We start from the raw sequence: 15,447 nt of genomic DNA, 5'->3' as shown, positions 1-15,447 counted from the left end.
CCCGTTAGCTGACTGGGCGCTCAGTACGATGGCCGGCAGAGATTATCTGTCACATCGTCGGGTGCTCGTAAGGCCCCGCCTCTGGAAGGAAACCCTGTTATGCGCCTGAGTACCAGCGCTATTGCGCTTGTTGTCGGACTGCTGGTCAACCACGGGGCGCAAGCCTCTGAACTGCCGCAACGCTGGGTCAGTGCCGGTGGGGCGCTTTCGGAGTGGGTGACGGCGCTGGGCGGTGAATCGAAGCTGGTGGGGGTGGATACCACCAGCCAGCATCCGGCGTCACTCAAGGCCTTGCCGAGCATTGGTTATCAGCGGCAACTGTCGGCGGAGGGCATCCTGAGCCTGCGTCCGCAGATCCTGGTGGGCACCGAGGAAATGGGCCCGCCGCCGGTACTGGCGCAGATCCGCAGCGCTGGTGTGCAGGTGGAAATGTTCTCGGCCCAACCGGATTTGCCGACGCTGCAAGGCAATCTCCAGCATTTGGGCAAGCTGCTGGGTGATGAGGCTAAGGCCAGCGAATTGTTTGCAGGGTATGAGCAGGCCCTGGATCAGCAGAAAAACTGGCTGACCAAGGCGCAAGCCACGCAAAAAGCCCCGGGTGTGTTGCTGTTGCTCGGTCACGCAGGTGGCAAGCCGCTGATCGCGGGTAAAGACACGGCGGCAGACTGGGTGCTGCAACAGGCGGGCGGACACAATCTGGCAACCCACAGTGGCTACAAGCCATTTTCCGTGGAGTCGCTGGCGGGCTTGAGCCCTGATGTACTGGTGTTTTCTGATCGTGCCCTGAGCGGTGATGCGGCGCGGGCGGCCTTGTTCAAGGAAAACCCGATCCTGGCGGCAACCCCAGCAGCCAAGAGTGGGCGGGTGTTTGAGTTGGACCCGACGCTGCTGGTCGGTGGGCTTGGGCCGCGTCTGCCGCATAGCCTGGTGCAGTTGTCCGCCGGGTTTTATCCGTCCCAGGCCAAGCCCGCTCCATGACCACTCTGGTTAAACCCAAGACGCTGTTTATCGGGCTGGCGCTGTTATGTGTGTTGGCGATCTGGCTGTCGTTGGCCCTGGGCCCGGTCAGCCTGCCGTTGCTGGATACGCTCAAGGCGGCATTGCGCTTGATGGGCATGCCCATCGACGGCCAAGGGCTGGAGCAGGCGGAGCTGATCCTGGGGCAGATTCGTTTGCCGCGCACGTTGCTGGGGTTGGCCGTGGGCGGCGTGCTGGCATTGTCGGGGGTGGCGATGCAGGGCTTGTTTCGCAACCCGCTGGCGGATCCGGGGTTGGTCGGTGTGTCCAGCGGTGCGGCATTGGGGGCGGCCATCGCGATTGTCGGTGGAACGTTTTTTGGCGGTTTGCCGGACGCGTTCGGCCCGTACCTGTTGTCGTTGTGTGCGTTTCTCGGTGGGTTGGGTGTCACCGCGCTGGTGTATCGGTTGGGGCGGCGTAACGGCCAGACCAATGTCGCCACGATGCTGCTGGCCGGTATCGCCCTGACGGCGCTCGCCAGTTCGGCCGTGGGTTTATTTACCTACTTGGCGGATGACGCCACCTTGCGCACCCTGACCTTCTGGAACCTGGGCAGCCTCAATGGCGCCAGCTATTCGCGGCTGTGGCCGTTGTTGCTGGTGAGCGCCGGCGTCGCGCTGTGGTTGCCGCGCCGGGCCAAGGCCTTGAATGCGCTGCTGCTGGGCGAGTCGGAAGCCAGCCATCTGGGGATTGACGTTGAGCGGCTCAAGCGCGAACTGGTGTTCTGTACGGCACTGGGTGTGGGCGCGGCGGTGGCGGCGGCGGGGATGATCGGGTTTGTCGGCTTGGTGGTGCCGCATCTGGTGCGCCTGCTGGCGGGGCCGGATCATCGGGTGTTGCTGCCGGCCTCGGTGCTGGCGGGGGCGAGTTTGCTGCTGTTTGCCGACCTGGTGGCACGCCTGGCCCTGGCGCCGGCGGAATTACCCATCGGCATTGTGACCGCGTTTATCGGCGCGCCATTTTTTCTTTACCTGTTGTTGCGGGGGCGTGCCTGATGCTGCGTGTGGAAGATTTGCAGGTCCGGCGCGGCCGCAAAACCGTGCTGGCGGATGTCACCCTGCAATTGTTGCCGGGGGAAGTGCTCGGTGTGCTGGGCCCCAATGGCGCGGGCAAAAGCACGTTGCTTGGGGCGTTGTGTGGTGAGTTGCAGCCGGACCAGGGCGACGTGTGGTTGGATCAGCGGCCCTTGGCCGATTGGAGCGGATCGCAACGTGCGCAGCGGTTGGCGGTGTTGCCGCAAACCTCGACCCTGGATTTTGCTTTTCGCGTTGAAGAAGTCGTCGGCATGGGCCGCTTGCCCCATCAGAGCGGGCGGGTACGTGATGACGAAATTATCGCAGCGGCCTTGCAGGCGGCAGATGTCGGGCATTTGAGCGGGCGCAGCTATCTCGCCTTGTCTGGCGGTGAGCGCCAGCGCGTACACCTGGCGCGGGTGCTGGCGCAGTTATGGCCGGGCGAGGCGGGGCAGACATTGTTACTGGATGAGCCGACGTCGATGCTGGACCCCTTGCATCAACACACGACCTTGCAGGCCATTCGCACCTTTGCGGATCGCGGTGCCGCTGTGTTGGTGATTTTGCATGACCTCAATCTCGCGGCGCGTTATTGCGATCGGATTCTGTTGCTGGAGGACGGCCGTCCCCATGCCCTGGATACGCCGGCGCAGGTGATGCGCCCGGAGCCGCTGAAAGCAGTCTTTGGTTTGGATGTGTTGGTGCAACCCCATCCAGAGCGCGGGCACCCGCTGATTATTGCGCGCTGAGACCAGCTTTTTCACAGGCAAAAAAAGACCCGGCAAGAGCCGGGTCAAATAACCGTGATTAGCCTGATGAGGAGATAATCTGAGAGTCCGAACCAATGGTCTTTCAGTTATCGGCTGATCTCGCGACCAGTTGTGATAATCATAACGATTCTCATTTGAGAGTCAACATTTGTTTTTGCACTCATCTCGGCTTTTCTCAAACACCTGTTCGGAACTCCCGTAAATACTGGGCCTGGTTAGCGAGCTAATTCTTCTGGCGCGCCGAGATAGCATCCAATTGACGGTTCAATGCCTCCTTGCGTTCGGCTGGAATATCGTTCCAGTGAACATCCATCAATGCCCCTTCGATTGCATACAGCAGTACTTTCGATGCCCGGAACCCGCGAGTCCGCACCGCTCGGTAGGCATCGACCGCACCCAGGCGACGCAAGTCGGACGCACTGTGGATGCCCACCGCATGCAGCCACTGTGCTGACGTCTTGCCGAGGTTTTTCAGGTGTTGCAGCTCATCGTTCATCAAGCCTCCTTGCGACGGCCGAATGGTTCGGTGGGTATCGTGACCAGGCAAGCCTGAACAGGAGTGTAGCGCTCAGTAGGAAAAGCGTGGTTCTTTGGCCGGAAGCGGCCTAAAAGCTTATAAGAATGATGCGAGGATTTTTTGCCAGGCAGGCGTAAGCCCCGGCGCACGGGTGTGCTCCGGGATTTTTATGCAAGAATTTACTTGGTGCGATAGCGCAGGCGCGTACCGAAATTGACCGACATGAGGATCTCATCGGCGGTCAGTTCAGGCGGGAAGTAGGTGCCCGAGATTTGTGCATGCGCCAGGCTGGCGCCTTCCAATGAGCAGTTGCGCAAGTCCAGGCCGCGCAAGTCGGTAGAGCGGAAGTAGGCGTCGGTGAAATCCACGCCGGTAGCGTTCAGGTCGCGTAGATCCAGCCCTCGGAAGTCGCCACCGCGCATGTCGATGGTGCCGTCTTTCGGGCGTTCCTGGTTGAAACCGCGGATATCGTCTTTGTGCAGGAGCGAATAGAGCGGGGTATCAAGAAGCTTGGGCTGACTCATGACGACGACTCCTGTTGGATTTATGACGCCATTATAGTGCCACTATTGCTCGGCCGTGCGCCCAAAGTCGGTGACACGGCCAAGAATTATTTCTTACAGGCCTGGCAGGCGCTGGCGGATGTGCGCCACCAAGGCGTCCAACGTTCCGCTTTCGTTGGTCTCGACGCGCTTGCTCAGGAGCAGTTCCTCGGCGGTCAGCGGGTCGCGATTAGCCTCCTGTTCGTCGATAACTGCCAATGTGGCGTCGGAAGGGTCGTTTTTATCCGCTTGACGTTGTGCCAACCAGCTCTCGATAACGGCCCGTGGCGCGTTGCAATCCAGGATCAGGAAGGGCGCGCCCGTGGCTTCGGCAACCTTGGCCGCGGCTTCGCGTTGCGTGCGTTTGAGGAAGGTGGCATCCAGCACGACTGGGAAGCCAGCGTGCAGCACGGTCGCGGCGAGCTCATTCAAGCGCGCGTAAGTCGCGGCGCTGGCGTCGGCCGCATAGATGCCGGCCTGTGGCGTGTTTTCCACCTGCTGCTCGCCGAACAGGCGCTTGCGCTCCACATCCGAACGCAGGCGCACGGCACCCAGTGCTTCTACCAGGCGCATGGACACCTGGCTTTTGCCGACGGCAGAAACACCGTGGGTGATCGCCAGGAAGCGCGACGGGATGGTGCTGTAGCTTTCGGCCAGGTTGGCGTAGTTGCGGTATTGGCGCAGGCTGGTGGCGCGTTGCACTGGGCTCGCGTCGCCGGGCATGCTGAACAGCGCGATCTTGGCGCGTACCAGGGCGCGGTAGGCTTTATAGAAGTTCAGGACTTCCAGGCCTTGGTAGTCGCCCGTCAGCTCCAGGTACTGGCTGATGAAACGGCGCGCCAGGGATTTGAGGCCACGGTCTTCCAAGTCCATCGCCAGGAAGCCGATGTCGGCGTAAACGTCGGTGAAGCGGAAGGGTTCGTTGAATTCGATGCAGTCGAAGATCACGACCTGGTCGTCGATCAGGGTGGCGTTACCCAGGTGGATGTCGCCGTGGCATTCACGGGTGAAACCCTCCAGCTTGCGCTGGGCAAACAGCGGCTTGAGGCGCTCGAAGCTGCTTTCGGCCCAGGCCTGCAGGGCGTCCAGTTGCGTCAGGTCCGCCTTGTCGCTGAGGAACGGGCGGATCTGGTCGAAGTTCTGGCGCACCGGCGCCATGAGTTCATCTGGGGTGCCGGCCGGGTGGTCCTGCGGGATTTTCGGCGCGGTGAGGTGGAAATGTGCGATCTGCTTGGCCATCTCATCGATGTGCGCGGCGGTCAGTTCGCCGTTGGCTTGCAGGGTGCTGAGCAACTGGCTTTGCGGGAACTGGCGCATTTTCAGCGCGTACTCGATGGCCGGGCCTTCGCCTCCCAGTTGCGGGGCTTCGGCAGTGCCGGTGATCGGCAACACTTCAAGATACAAATCTTCGGTCAGGCGCGCGTTGAGACGCAGCTCTTCGCGGCAGAAGTGGCCGCGATCCTCCAGGGACGTGAAGTCCAGGAAACCGAAGTTCATCGGTTTCTTCAGCTTGTAGGCGTAGGGACCGGTGAGCACGACCCAGGAAATGTGGGTCTCGATAACTTGGAACGCTTCAACCGGATGAGGGTACAAAGCCGGGTTTTGCAGGGCTGCGATCAGGGACTGGCTCACGGGCGATCCTTCAAAGACTGGGGGAAATCATGGCGGGCATTATGGCTGCTGACGCCTGCCATGCAAACCGCTGTCCGGCTCATGTTGAACATCAACAAAGTGCGTATAATCCGCCGCCATGACTCGAACCCGATCTCCCCGTTCCCGTAAAAAACCTCCTTCCCGCGGCCTGCGCCCGTGGCTGGGCTGGGCGCTCAAGCTCAGCCTGGTGGGCCTTGTGGTACTTGCCGGCTTTGCGGTGTACCTCGACGCCGTGGTGCAGGAGAAGTTCTCCGGCAAGCGCTGGACCATTCCGGCCAAGGTGTATGCACGCCCGCTGGAATTGTTCACTGGCCAGAAGCTAAGCAAGGATGACTTCCTCACCGAGCTCGACGCGCTGGGCTATCGCCGCGAGCCTGTGAGCAACGGGCCGGGCGCAGCGGCGGTCAGCGGCAATACCGTTGATTTGAACACCCGTGGCTTCCAGTTCTATGAAGGCCTGGAAAAAGCCCAGCCGGTGCGCGTGCGCTTCTCTGGCGACTACGTGGCTGAGCTGGCGTCCCTCAACGGCTCGAAGCTGCCGGTGGTGCGCCTGGAACCGCTGATGATCGGCGGTATTTACCCGAAGAACCTTGAAGATCGCATCCTGATCAAGCTCGATCAGGTGCCTCCTTACCTGCTCGAAACCCTCGTCGCCGTGGAAGACCGCGATTTCTACAGCCACTGGGGTGTCTCGCCGAAATCGATTGCCCGCGCCGTCTGGGTGAACACCTCCGGCGGCAAGATGACCCAGGGCGGCAGTACGCTGACGCAACAATTGGTCAAGAACTTCTACCTGACCAACGAACGCAGCCTGACCCGCAAGCTCACCGAAGCCATGATGGCGATGCTGCTGGAACTGCACTACAGCAAGCAGGAGATCCTCGAGGCGTACCTCAATGAGGTCTTCGTCGGCCAGGACGGCCAGCGCGCGGTGCACGGTTTCGGCTTGGCCAGCCAGTTCTTCTTTGGCCAGCCGCTGTCCGAACTCAAGTTGCATCAGGTCGCGTTGTTGGTCGGCATGGTCAAGGGCCCGTCCTACTACAACCCGCGGCGCAACCCGGAGCGTGCGCTGGAGCGCCGCAACCTGGTGCTGGATGTGCTGGAACAGCAGGGCGTTGCCACCGCTGAACAAGTGGCGGCGGCGAAGAAGATGCCGTTGGGTGTCACCACGCGCGGCAAGCTGGCCGACAGTTCATTCCCGGGCTTTATCGACCTGGTCAAGCGCCAACTGCGCGAAGACTACCGCGATGAAGACTTGACCGAAGAAGGCCTGCGGATCTTCACCAGCTTCGATCCGATCCTGCAGATGAAAGCCGAAGCGTCGGTCAACGACACCTTCAAGCGCATGACCGGCCGTAAAGGCGCGGATGAAGTCGAAGCGGCCATGGTCGTGACCAACCCGGAGACCGGTGAGGTCCAGGCAATGGTCGGCAGTCGCCAGGCCAGTTTTGCCGGCTTCAACCGTGCACTGGATGCGGTGCGGCCGATTGGTTCGCTGGTCAAGCCGGCGGTCTACCTCACGGCGCTGGAAAAACCGAGCAAATACACCCTGACCAGTTGGCTGTCGGATGATCCGCTGTCGGTCAAGGGTGGCGATGGCCAGGTGTGGACGCCGCAGAACTTCGATCGTCGTTCCCACGGTACGGTGTTCCTGTATCAGGGGCTGGCGCATTCCTACAACATCTCCACTTCGCGCCTCGGGCTGGAAGTGGGCGTGCCGAATGTGTTGAAAACCCTGGCTCGCCTGGGCATCACCCGTGAATTCCCAGCTTTCCCGTCGATCCTGCTGGGGGCCGGCGCGATGACGCCGATGGAAGTCGCGACCATGTACCAGACTCTGGCCAACGGTGGTTTCAATACTCCGATGCGTGGGATTCGTAGCGTGCTGACCGCCGAAGGTGAGCCGCTCAAGCGTTATCCGTTCCAGATTCAGCAGCGTTTCGATGCAGGCTCCATCTACCTGATCCAGAACGCCATGCAGCGTGTGATGCGTGAAGGCACCGGTGCCTCGGTCTATAAGGTGCTGCCATCGAACCTGACACTGGCAGGCAAGACCGGTACCAGTAACGACTCGCGCGACAGTTGGTTCGCCGGCTTCGGTCAGGACGTGCTGGCGGTGGTGTGGATGGGCCGTGATGACAACGGCAAGACCCCGTTCACCGGGGCGACCGGTGCGCTGCAGGTCTGGACCAGTTTCATGCGCAAGGCCGACCCGCTGCCGCTGAACATGCCGCAGCCGGACAACATCGTGCAGGCCTGGATTGATCCGCACACGGGACAGGGCTCCGATGCCAACTGCCCGGGCGCGGTACAGATGCCGTATATTCGCGGCAGCGAGCCACCACCCGGCGCCGCGTGCGGTGGCAATGCCCCTGCTGATGCGGATTCGGTGATGGATTGGGTCAAGGGCTGGATGAATTAAGCAAAGAGGGTTTCACGTGAACAAGTGGTTGTTTCCAGCTATTACAACTCTGGCTTTGCTCGGTGGTTGCTCCAGCGTGCAGCGCGGTTCCATCCCTGTGGTGGATTCGAGCACTGCGGTGTCCAACAACGACCGTATCTCGGCCAATGGCGGCTTCCGGCAGACCGTGACGAATCGTCCTGCTCAGGCCCGCCCTCAGGCAGTGCCGCAGGACTCGGGCGTGGTGGTGATGGTGCCGGGTGGCGGTGCTGCTACCGCCGCGCCGATCAGCGCCGAGCCGTGGACGCCGGGGCCAAGTACGTCCGGCCCGATCGATGCCACGCCGATTCAAACGGCGCCGATCAGCCAAGGCACCTACAACATGCCATCGACGCCGAGCGGCATTCCGTCGTCCTCCAATTCCGGTGGCCTGTCGGCTGACGAGCAACTGGACGGTCCGGTATTGGCGCTACTGACCACTGCCCAGCAACAGCAGGCTGGTGGCGACCTGAACGGTGCGTCGTCAAGTCTGGAGCGCGCCCAGCGTGTTGCTCCTCGTGAGCCGCAAGTGTTGTATCGCCTGGCCCAGGTGCGCATGGCCCAGGGTGATGCGCCGCAAGCCGAACAGTTCGCCCGTCGCGGCCTGACGCTGGCCAACGGTCGTCCCGACCTGCAAGCCAACCTCTGGGCACTGATCGGTGATGCGCGTGCCGCCCAAGGCGATGCCGCCGGTGCCGCTCAGGCACGGCAAAAAGGCAAGGTTACCTACTGATGGATGTACGTTTTCCTGCGATTGCCGAGCAATTGTTGCTGATTGAACGCGAATTGCGCGTGCAGGGCTGGTGGGACGAGGTGTCCCCCGGCGTCGAGGCCCTTAGCAGCGTCGAGCCCTTTTCGGTCGATACCCTGGACTTTCACCAGTGGTTGCAATGGATCTTCCTGGCGCGCATGAAGCAGATCCTCGAACAGGATCTGCCGTTGCCGAATGCGTCGGGCATCTTGGAGATGGCGGAAATGGTCTATGCCGACCGCCCGCGAGAGAGCCTTGGCTTGCGTAACGCGCTGAAAAAGTTCGATCAATTGATCGTCGACGCTCGTTAATTGCCTGACTGCCGGGTTTTCCGGCAGTCTTGCGCACATTTCTACCGCTTGACGACATTCAGGCGAGTTTTATCCCTCCTCAAAGCCCTTTCTTCTGCGTTCTCATGCGCTTAGTTGGAAAAAAGCGCAATTATTGCTTGACTTGAACGGCCTGAAACAGAAGAATCCAAAGTCCGCTGTATCGGGACTGCCAGAAGCAGGCCCGCTCAGCAGATCATGAGGCGCACATCCGCGCCGACCTGTTACACCCGCAACGCGTTACCTCGCGCTGGGTGGGAAAAGCCCGCAACACTTGGGACGATCCCAATACTTGCTCAGTCAGTGCTGACGTAGTCGGCGACCACCGTCGCTCATGCTCTGTTGAGAAGTAAACCTATTAAGACCCGTCGGTTTTCAACGGACGGTATTCTGGCGTTTTAGAGGTGAACAACGTGGAGCTTTTATCTGGTGGTGAGATGCTCGTCCGCTTTTTGCGTGACGAAGGCGTCGACTATATCTACGGGTACCCAGGTGGTGCTCTGCTGCATGTCTACGACGCGCTGTTCAAGGAACCGGCTGTTAATCACATCCTGGTCCGCCACGAACAGGCCGCGACCCATATGGCTGACGGTTATGCCCGTGCCACCGGTAAAGCCGGTGTGGTACTGGTAACGTCCGGCCCAGGCGCAACCAATGCCATTACTGGCATCGCGACTGCGTATATGGACTCCATCCCGATGGTGATCATTTCCGGCCAGGTGCCAAGCACCATGGTGGGTACCGACGCATTCCAGGAAACCGACATGATCGGTATCTCCCGGCCGATCGTGAAACACAGCTTCATGATCAAGCATGCCTCGGAAATCCCGGAAGTCATGAAAAAGGCGTTCTACCTCGCGCAGTCCGGTCGCCCGGGCCCAGTGGTGGTCGATATCCCTAAGGACATGACCAACCCAGCGGAAAAATTCGAATACGTTTTCCCGAAGAAAGCCAAGCTGCGTTCCTACAGCCCGGCCGTTCGTGGGCACTCGGGGCAAATCCGCAAGGCTGCAGAAATGCTCCTGGCGGCCAAGCGCCCTGTGCTGTACTCGGGCGGTGGCGTGATTCTGGGTGGCGGTTCCGCACCGTTGACCGAACTGGCCAAGTTGCTCAACTTGCCAGTGACCAACACCCTGATGGGCCTTGGCGCATACCCGGGCACCGACCGTCAGTTCGTCGGCATGCTGGGCATGCACGGCAGCTATACCGCCAACCTGACCATGCACCACGCTGACGTGATCCTGGCAGTCGGTGCACGGTTCGATGACCGCGTGATCAACGGCCCGAGCAAGTTCTGCCCGAATGCCAAGATCATCCACATCGACATCGACCCGGCGTCCATCTCCAAGACCATCAAGGCTGACGTGCCTATCGTAGGTCCTGTGGAAAGTGTGCTGACCGAAATGGTCGCTGCACTGAAGGACATCGGCGAGACGCCGAACAAGGAATCCGTTGCCAGCTGGTGGAAGCAGATCGACGAATGGCGCGGTGACCGCGGCCTGTTCCCTTATGACAAGGGTGACGGCAGCGTCATCAAGCCACAAACCGTGATCGAAACCCTGTGCGAAGTGACCAAGGGCGACGCCTTTGTGACCTCCGACGTGGGCCAGCACCAGATGTTCGCCGCGCAGTACTACAAGTTCGACAAGCCAAACCGCTGGATCAACTCCGGTGGCCTGGGCACGATGGGCTTTGGTTTCCCGGCGGCCATGGGTGTGAAGCTGAGCTTCCCGGACACTGACGTTGCCTGTGTCACCGGTGAAGGCAGCATCCAGATGAACATCCAGGAACTGTCGACCTGCTTGCAGTACGGCCTTCCGGTGAAGATCGTCTGCCTGAACAACGGCGTACTGGGCATGGTTCGCCAGTGGCAGGACATGAGCTACAACAGCCGTCACTCCCACTCCTACATGGAGTCGCTGCCAGATTTCGTCAAATTGGTTGAAGCCTATGGCCACGTCGGCATTCGCATCACCGATCTGAAAGATCTGAAGCCGAAGATGGAAGAAGCGTTCGCCATGAAGGACCGCCTGGTGTTCATCGATATCAAGGTGGATACCAGCGAGCACGTCTACCCGATGCAGATCAAAGACGGCTCTATGCGCGACATGTGGCTGAACAAGACGGAGCGTACTTAATCATGCGGCATATTATCTCCCTGCTTCTGGAGAACGAACCCGGCGCTCTGTCTCGTGTTGTCGGTCTGTTTTCGCAACGCAACTACAACATCGAAAGCCTGACCGTGGCCCCGACCGAAGACCCGACCCTGTCGCGCCTGACGTTGACCACCGTAGGCCACGATGAGGTGATCGAGCAGATCACCAAGAACCTCAACAAGCTGATCGAAGTGGTCAAGCTGGTCGACCTGTCGGAAAGTGCCCACATTGAGCGCGAGCTGATGCTGGTTAAAGTCAAGGCCACGGGTGCCCAACGTGCCGAGATCAAGCGCACTACCGATATTTATCGCGGGCAGATCGTCGATGTGAGCGCCAGCGTTTATACCGTTCAGTTGACCGGTACAAGCGACAAGCTGGACAGCTTCATCCAGTCGATCGGGACGGCCTCGATTCTGGAAACGGTACGCAGTGGTGTCACCGGGATTGCCCGTGGCGACAAAGTACTCAGCATCTAACCCAAATTAGTGAATGGCCTTACGGCCTGGATATATAGAGGAACCTCATGAAAGTTTATTACGAAAAAGATTGTGACCTGTCGATCATCCAGGGCAAGAAAGTCGCCATCATCGGCTACGGCTCCCAGGGTCACGCTCAAGCGTGCAACCTGAAAGACTCCGGCGTTGACGTGACCGTTGGCCTGCGCAAAGGCTCGGCCACTGTTGCCAAGGCTGAAGCCCACGGCCTGAAAGTGACTGACGTTGCTTCCGCTGTTGCTGCTGCCGACCTGGTCATGATCCTGACCCCGGACGAGTTCCAGTCCGCGCTGTACAAGAACGAAATCGAGCCGAACATCAAGAAGGGCGCCACCCTGGCCTTCTCCCATGGCTTCGCGATCCACTACAACCAGGTTGTGCCGCGTGCCGACCTCGACGTGATCATGATCGCGCCGAAAGCACCGGGCCACACCGTGCGTTCCGAGTTCGTCAAAGGCGGCGGCATCCCTGACCTGATCGCGATCTACCAGGACGCTTCGGGCAACGCCAAGAACGTTGCGCTGTCCTACGCTGCTGGCGTTGGTGGCGGTCGTACCGGCATCATCGAAACCACCTTCAAGGACGAGACTGAAACCGACCTGTTCGGCGAACAAGCCGTTCTGTGCGGCGGTACCGTTGAGCTGGTGAAGGCCGGCTTCGAAACCCTGGTTGAAGCTGGCTACGCGCCAGAAATGGCCTACTTCGAATGCCTGCACGAACTGAAGCTGATCGTTGACCTCATGTACGAAGGCGGTATCGCCAACATGAACTACTCGATCTCCAACAACGCCGAATACGGCGAGTACGTGACTGGCCCGGAAGTGATCAACGCCGAGTCCCGTCAGGCCATGCGCAACGCCCTGAAACGTATTCAGGACGGCGAATACGCCAAAATGTTCATCACCGAAGGCGCTACCGGCTACCCTTCGATGACCGCCAAGCGTCGTAACAACGCCGCTCACGGTATCGAAGTCATCGGCGAGCAACTGCGCTCCATGATGCCGTGGATCGGTGCCAACAAGATCGTCGACAAAGCCAAAAACTAAGTCGCACGCATCAAGGGAAAACGCGGCTTAGGCCGCGTTTTTTCGTTTGGGGAGCAGGTTCTGGTATAAAGCTGCATCGTTTGCGGGCGAACACTCGCCGCAAGTATCAGTCGAATTTTTTTCACACCGTTGCAAGGTAAAGTCCATGAGCGAACGTCCCGAAGAGCCAAACCAGGCTTCTGACGCCGAAAGCCTGCTACCGATCGATGAGCATGTCGAAGAAGGGCATGACGCGGAAGGCCGCAAGGTCCGGCATCGTGGCATCTATCTGCTGCCCAACCTGTTCACCACGGCGAACCTGTTTGCCGGGTTCTATTCCATCATCAACTCCATGAGCGCCCAAAGTGCGCTGGCGGCGGGTGATGCAGTCAGTGCCAGCAAATATTTCGGTTTTGCTGCCATCGCAATCTTTGTTGCCATGGTGCTCGACGGCCTTGATGGGCGTGTGGCGCGCATGACCAATACCCAAAGTGCATTCGGTGCAGAGTACGACTCGCTGTCTGACATGGTTGCCTTTGGTGTTGCGCCTGCGTTGCTGGCATTTGCCTGGGCGCTGGGTGATATGGGCAAAGTCGGCTGGATGGTCGCCTTTATCTATGTTGCGGGGGCGGCTTTGCGTCTGGCGCGTTTCAATACCCAGGTGGGGACCGCTGACAAGCGTTACTTCATCGGTCTGGCCAGCCCTGCTGCAGCGGGTGTGGTGGCGGGGATCGTCTGGGCGTTCAGTGACTATGGCATCCAGGGTTCGAAGATGTCGTTCCTGGTGGCCTTGATGGTTGCGGCGGCCGGCATGTTGATGGTCAGCAATATCAAGTACAACAGCTTCAAGGAGCTGGACCTCAAGGGGCGCGTGCCTTTTGTGGCAATCCTGGCCGTTGTGCTGGTGTTTGCAGTGGTCTTCAGTGATCCGCCGCGGATTCTGCTGCTGGCGTTCCTGGTCTACGCCGCTTCGGGCCCGGTTCAGTACTTGTTGCATCTGCGTCGGGACAAAACATTGCCTTAATGTAATTTCCCCCATACTCCGCAGTCTATTGGTGCATCAGTTCTCCAATGCTGCGGAGTTGCCATGTTAATCAAATTGCCAAAAGCGTCCGATTGCCACGAATCGGATGTCACGCCTGAATCCTTCTATTTCTCTCGCCGCAGCTTGCTCGGTGGTGCGCTTGCCGGTATCGCTGCCAGCAGCTTGCCGCGTTGGGCCAGTGCGGATGATGCTTCGCGTTACGCCGATGTTGAACCGGGCAAGGCACCGAGTTGGTTTGCCGAGAAACTGCCTGATACCCAATGGCAGGCGGTGACGGTAAAAGACGAAGCAATAACGCCCTTCAAGGATGCAACCCACTACAACAACTTCTATGAGTTCGGTACCGGCAAAGGCGATCCGGCGACGAATGCGGGGTCGCTCAAGACCGAGCCGTGGAGTGTTGTGATTGATGGTGAGGTTGCGAAGCCGGGGCGCTATGCCCTGGAAGACTTCATGAAACCTTATCAGTTGGAAGAGCGGATCTACCGTTTGCGCTGTGTCGAGGCCTGGTCGATGGTCATCCCCTGGATCGGCTTCCCGATCTCGGCTTTGCTCAAGCAGGTCGAGCCGACCTCGAAGGCCAAGTACATTCGCTTTGAAACGCTCCAGGATCCGAAGAGCATGCCGGGCCAGCGTTCAAGCTTTGGTCTGATCGACTGGCCTTATATAGAAGGGTTACGCCTGGACGAGGCGATGAACCCTTTGGCGATTCTTGCCGTTGGCATGTACGGGCGTGAATTGCCTAACCAGAACGGCGCACCGTTGCGTTTGGTGGTGCCATGGAAGTATGGCTTTAAAAGCGTGAAGTCCATCGTGCGCATCAGCCTGGTCAGTGAGCAGCCGAAAACCACCTGGCAGAGTATTGCGGCGGATGAGTATGGGTTCTACGCGAATGTGAACCCCACGGTTGATCATCCGCGTTGGACGCAGGCGCGGGAGCGGCGCCTGCCGAGTGGGTTGTTCAGTCCCAATGTGCGTGAGACGCAGATGTTCAATGGCTACTCGGATGAGGTTGCCTCTCTTTATACCGGTCTAGATTTGCGGAAGAACTACTGATGCGCTATCCGATCTGGCGCCTCGGCGTCTTTATCGCGGTGGCAGTGTGGCCGCTATTCTGGCTATACGAAGCGTGGAGCTCTGTTCTCGGGCCTGATCCAGGCAAAGTGCTGGTGGATCGACTTGGTCTCGGAACGTTGATCCTTTTGCTGATTACCCTTGGAATGACACCGCTGCAGAAACTCAGCGGTTGGGCAGGGTGGATAGCTGTGCGCCGGCAGTTGGGCTTGTGGTGCTTTACTTATGTAGTGCTGCATTTGGTGGCTTATTGCGTGTTTGTCCTTGGGCTTGATTGGTCGCAGCTGGGGGTTGAGCTGCGCAAGCGGCCTTACATTATTGTGGGGGCGTTGGGCTTCTTGTCGCTTTTGGTGTTGGCAGTGACTTCAAATCGCTATAGCCAGCGACGTTTGGGCAGCCGGTGGAAGAAATTGCATCGTCTGGTTTACGTGATTCTCGGGCTGGGCTTGCTGCATATGTTGTGGATCGTGCGAGCCGATCTGAAGGAGTGGGTTGTCTATGCTTCTATAGGTGCGCTGCTTTTGGTCTTGCGGATTCCGCCAGTGATGCGCCGAATACCACGTCTTATTGCTAAAAAAGCACCTTCTGCAACAAAAGCGTAATTAACGGTTGACGGCAGAT

Annotated in this window: 15 protein-coding genes; 12 read left to right on the top strand and 3 right to left on the bottom strand. The window is 59.5% G+C overall.

The window, feature by feature from the left end:
- The first annotated feature begins 99 nt into the window (after positions 1-99).
- The 3 genes from DBR46_RS21005 to DBR46_RS20995 are packed head-to-tail and all read left to right on the top strand — an operon-like array spanning position 100 to position 2,779.
- Complete coding sequence (locus tag DBR46_RS21005) at positions 100-978, top strand: hemin ABC transporter substrate-binding protein (RefSeq protein WP_124527739.1); 879 nt, start codon at positions 100-102, stop codon at positions 976-978.
- A gap of 50 nt (positions 979-1,028) precedes the next feature.
- On the top strand, positions 1,029-2,012 hold the full coding sequence (locus tag DBR46_RS21000) for an iron ABC transporter permease (RefSeq protein ID WP_177414106.1): 984 nt from the start codon (positions 1,029-1,031) through the stop codon (positions 2,010-2,012).
- Positions 2,012-2,779, top strand: a complete 768-nt coding sequence (locus tag DBR46_RS20995) for a heme ABC transporter ATP-binding protein (RefSeq protein ID WP_124527737.1) — start codon at positions 2,012-2,014, stop codon at positions 2,777-2,779. Before DBR46_RS21000 ends, DBR46_RS20995 begins: the two co-directional genes overlap by 1 nt.
- A 244-nt stretch (positions 2,780-3,023) precedes the next feature.
- Here DBR46_RS20995 and DBR46_RS20990 read toward each other — a convergent pair whose 3' ends face one another.
- The 3 genes from DBR46_RS20990 to DBR46_RS20980 all read right to left on the bottom strand — a co-directional run bounded on the left by DBR46_RS20990 (position 3,024) and on the right by DBR46_RS20980 (position 5,491).
- A complete protein-coding gene (locus DBR46_RS20990; protein ID WP_010562703.1) occupies positions 3,024-3,296 on the bottom strand; it encodes a TfoX/Sxy family protein in 273 nt (90 codons plus the stop codon).
- Between the two features lie 200 nt (positions 3,297-3,496).
- The gene (locus DBR46_RS20985; RefSeq protein ID WP_124527736.1) at positions 3,497-3,841 is read right to left on the bottom strand and encodes a pentapeptide repeat-containing protein; all 345 of its coding nucleotides are present in this window, start codon (positions 3,839-3,841) and stop codon (positions 3,497-3,499) included.
- 93 nt (positions 3,842-3,934) lie between these two features.
- Complete coding sequence (locus DBR46_RS20980; protein WP_124527735.1) at positions 3,935-5,491, bottom strand: bifunctional aminoglycoside phosphotransferase/ATP-binding protein; 1,557 nt, start codon at positions 5,489-5,491, stop codon at positions 3,935-3,937.
- A 118-nt stretch (positions 5,492-5,609) separates the two neighbouring features.
- Here DBR46_RS20980 and mrcB point away from each other — a divergent pair, with 118 nt between their 5' ends.
- The 9 genes from mrcB (at position 5,610) to msrQ (ending at position 15,428) form a co-directional block, all read left to right on the top strand.
- Positions 5,610-7,934: a penicillin-binding protein 1B gene (mrcB, locus tag DBR46_RS20975; protein ID WP_124527734.1), complete on the top strand. Its 2,325-nt coding sequence runs from the start codon at positions 5,610-5,612 to the stop codon at positions 7,932-7,934.
- A gap of 16 nt (positions 7,935-7,950) precedes the next feature.
- Positions 7,951-8,685 carry a M48 family metallopeptidase gene (locus tag DBR46_RS20970; RefSeq protein ID WP_124527733.1) on the top strand — a complete coding sequence of 245 codons (735 nt, stop codon included), beginning with the start codon at positions 7,951-7,953 and terminating at the stop codon, positions 8,683-8,685.
- Entirely contained in the window at positions 8,685-9,014 is a 330-nt protein-coding gene (locus DBR46_RS20965) for a YqcC family protein (protein WP_124527732.1), read from the top strand. Before DBR46_RS20970 ends, DBR46_RS20965 begins: the two co-directional genes overlap by 1 nt.
- 431 nt (positions 9,015-9,445) lie before the next feature.
- Positions 9,446-11,170 carry an acetolactate synthase 3 large subunit gene (locus DBR46_RS20960; protein WP_124527731.1) on the top strand — a complete coding sequence of 575 codons (1,725 nt, stop codon included), beginning with the start codon at positions 9,446-9,448 and terminating at the stop codon, positions 11,168-11,170.
- A 2-nt stretch (positions 11,171-11,172) separates the two neighbouring features.
- The gene (gene ilvN, locus DBR46_RS20955; protein WP_003176102.1) at positions 11,173-11,664 is read left to right on the top strand and encodes an acetolactate synthase small subunit; all 492 of its coding nucleotides are present in this window, start codon (positions 11,173-11,175) and stop codon (positions 11,662-11,664) included.
- Between the two features lie 47 nt (positions 11,665-11,711).
- Complete coding sequence (ilvC, locus tag DBR46_RS20950; RefSeq protein WP_099584822.1) at positions 11,712-12,728, top strand: ketol-acid reductoisomerase; 1,017 nt, start codon at positions 11,712-11,714, stop codon at positions 12,726-12,728.
- Between the two features lie 145 nt (positions 12,729-12,873).
- Positions 12,874-13,731 carry a CDP-diacylglycerol--serine O-phosphatidyltransferase gene (gene pssA / locus DBR46_RS20945; protein WP_124527730.1) on the top strand — a complete coding sequence of 286 codons (858 nt, stop codon included), beginning with the start codon at positions 12,874-12,876 and terminating at the stop codon, positions 13,729-13,731.
- A 63-nt stretch (positions 13,732-13,794) separates the two neighbouring features.
- On the top strand, positions 13,795-14,808 hold the full coding sequence (msrP, locus tag DBR46_RS20940; RefSeq protein ID WP_124527729.1) for a protein-methionine-sulfoxide reductase catalytic subunit MsrP: 1,014 nt from the start codon (positions 13,795-13,797) through the stop codon (positions 14,806-14,808).
- Positions 14,808-15,428, top strand: a complete 621-nt coding sequence (gene msrQ, locus DBR46_RS20935) for a protein-methionine-sulfoxide reductase heme-binding subunit MsrQ (protein WP_124527728.1) — start codon at positions 14,808-14,810, stop codon at positions 15,426-15,428. The genes msrP and msrQ overlap by 1 nt, the downstream gene beginning before the upstream one ends.
- Positions 15,429-15,447: the final 19 nt, after the last annotated feature.

It is taken from the genome of Pseudomonas sp. KBW05, assembly GCF_003852405.1.
In the GTDB taxonomy this organism is placed as follows: Bacteria; Pseudomonadota; Gammaproteobacteria; order Pseudomonadales; family Pseudomonadaceae; genus Aquipseudomonas.
This window is presented reverse-complemented; position numbering and strand designations above follow the sequence as displayed.

Excerpts from the sequence above, each read along its gene's own strand:
- DBR46_RS20995 (WP_124527737.1), top strand. The coding sequence starts at position 2,012 with ATGCTGCGTGTGGAAGATTTGCAGGTCCGGCGCGGCCGCAAAACCGTG.
- pssA (WP_124527730.1), top strand. The coding sequence starts at position 12,874 with ATGAGCGAACGTCCCGAAGAGCCAAACCAGGCTTCTGACGCCGAAAGC.
- msrP (WP_124527729.1), top strand. The coding sequence starts at position 13,795 with ATGTTAATCAAATTGCCAAAAGCGTCCGATTGCCACGAATCGGATGTC.
- DBR46_RS20985 (WP_124527736.1), bottom strand. The coding sequence starts at position 3,841 with ATGAGTCAGCCCAAGCTTCTTGATACCCCGCTCTATTCGCTCCTGCAC.
- DBR46_RS20990 (WP_010562703.1), bottom strand. The coding sequence starts at position 3,296 with ATGAACGATGAGCTGCAACACCTGAAAAACCTCGGCAAGACGTCAGCA.
- DBR46_RS21005 (WP_124527739.1), top strand. The coding sequence starts at position 100 with ATGCGCCTGAGTACCAGCGCTATTGCGCTTGTTGTCGGACTGCTGGTC.
- ilvN (WP_003176102.1), top strand. The coding sequence starts at position 11,173 with ATGCGGCATATTATCTCCCTGCTTCTGGAGAACGAACCCGGCGCTCTG.
- mrcB (WP_124527734.1), top strand. The coding sequence starts at position 5,610 with ATGACTCGAACCCGATCTCCCCGTTCCCGTAAAAAACCTCCTTCCCGC.
- ilvC (WP_099584822.1), top strand. The coding sequence starts at position 11,712 with ATGAAAGTTTATTACGAAAAAGATTGTGACCTGTCGATCATCCAGGGC.
- DBR46_RS20965 (WP_124527732.1), top strand. The coding sequence starts at position 8,685 with ATGGATGTACGTTTTCCTGCGATTGCCGAGCAATTGTTGCTGATTGAA.
- msrQ (WP_124527728.1), top strand. The coding sequence starts at position 14,808 with ATGCGCTATCCGATCTGGCGCCTCGGCGTCTTTATCGCGGTGGCAGTG.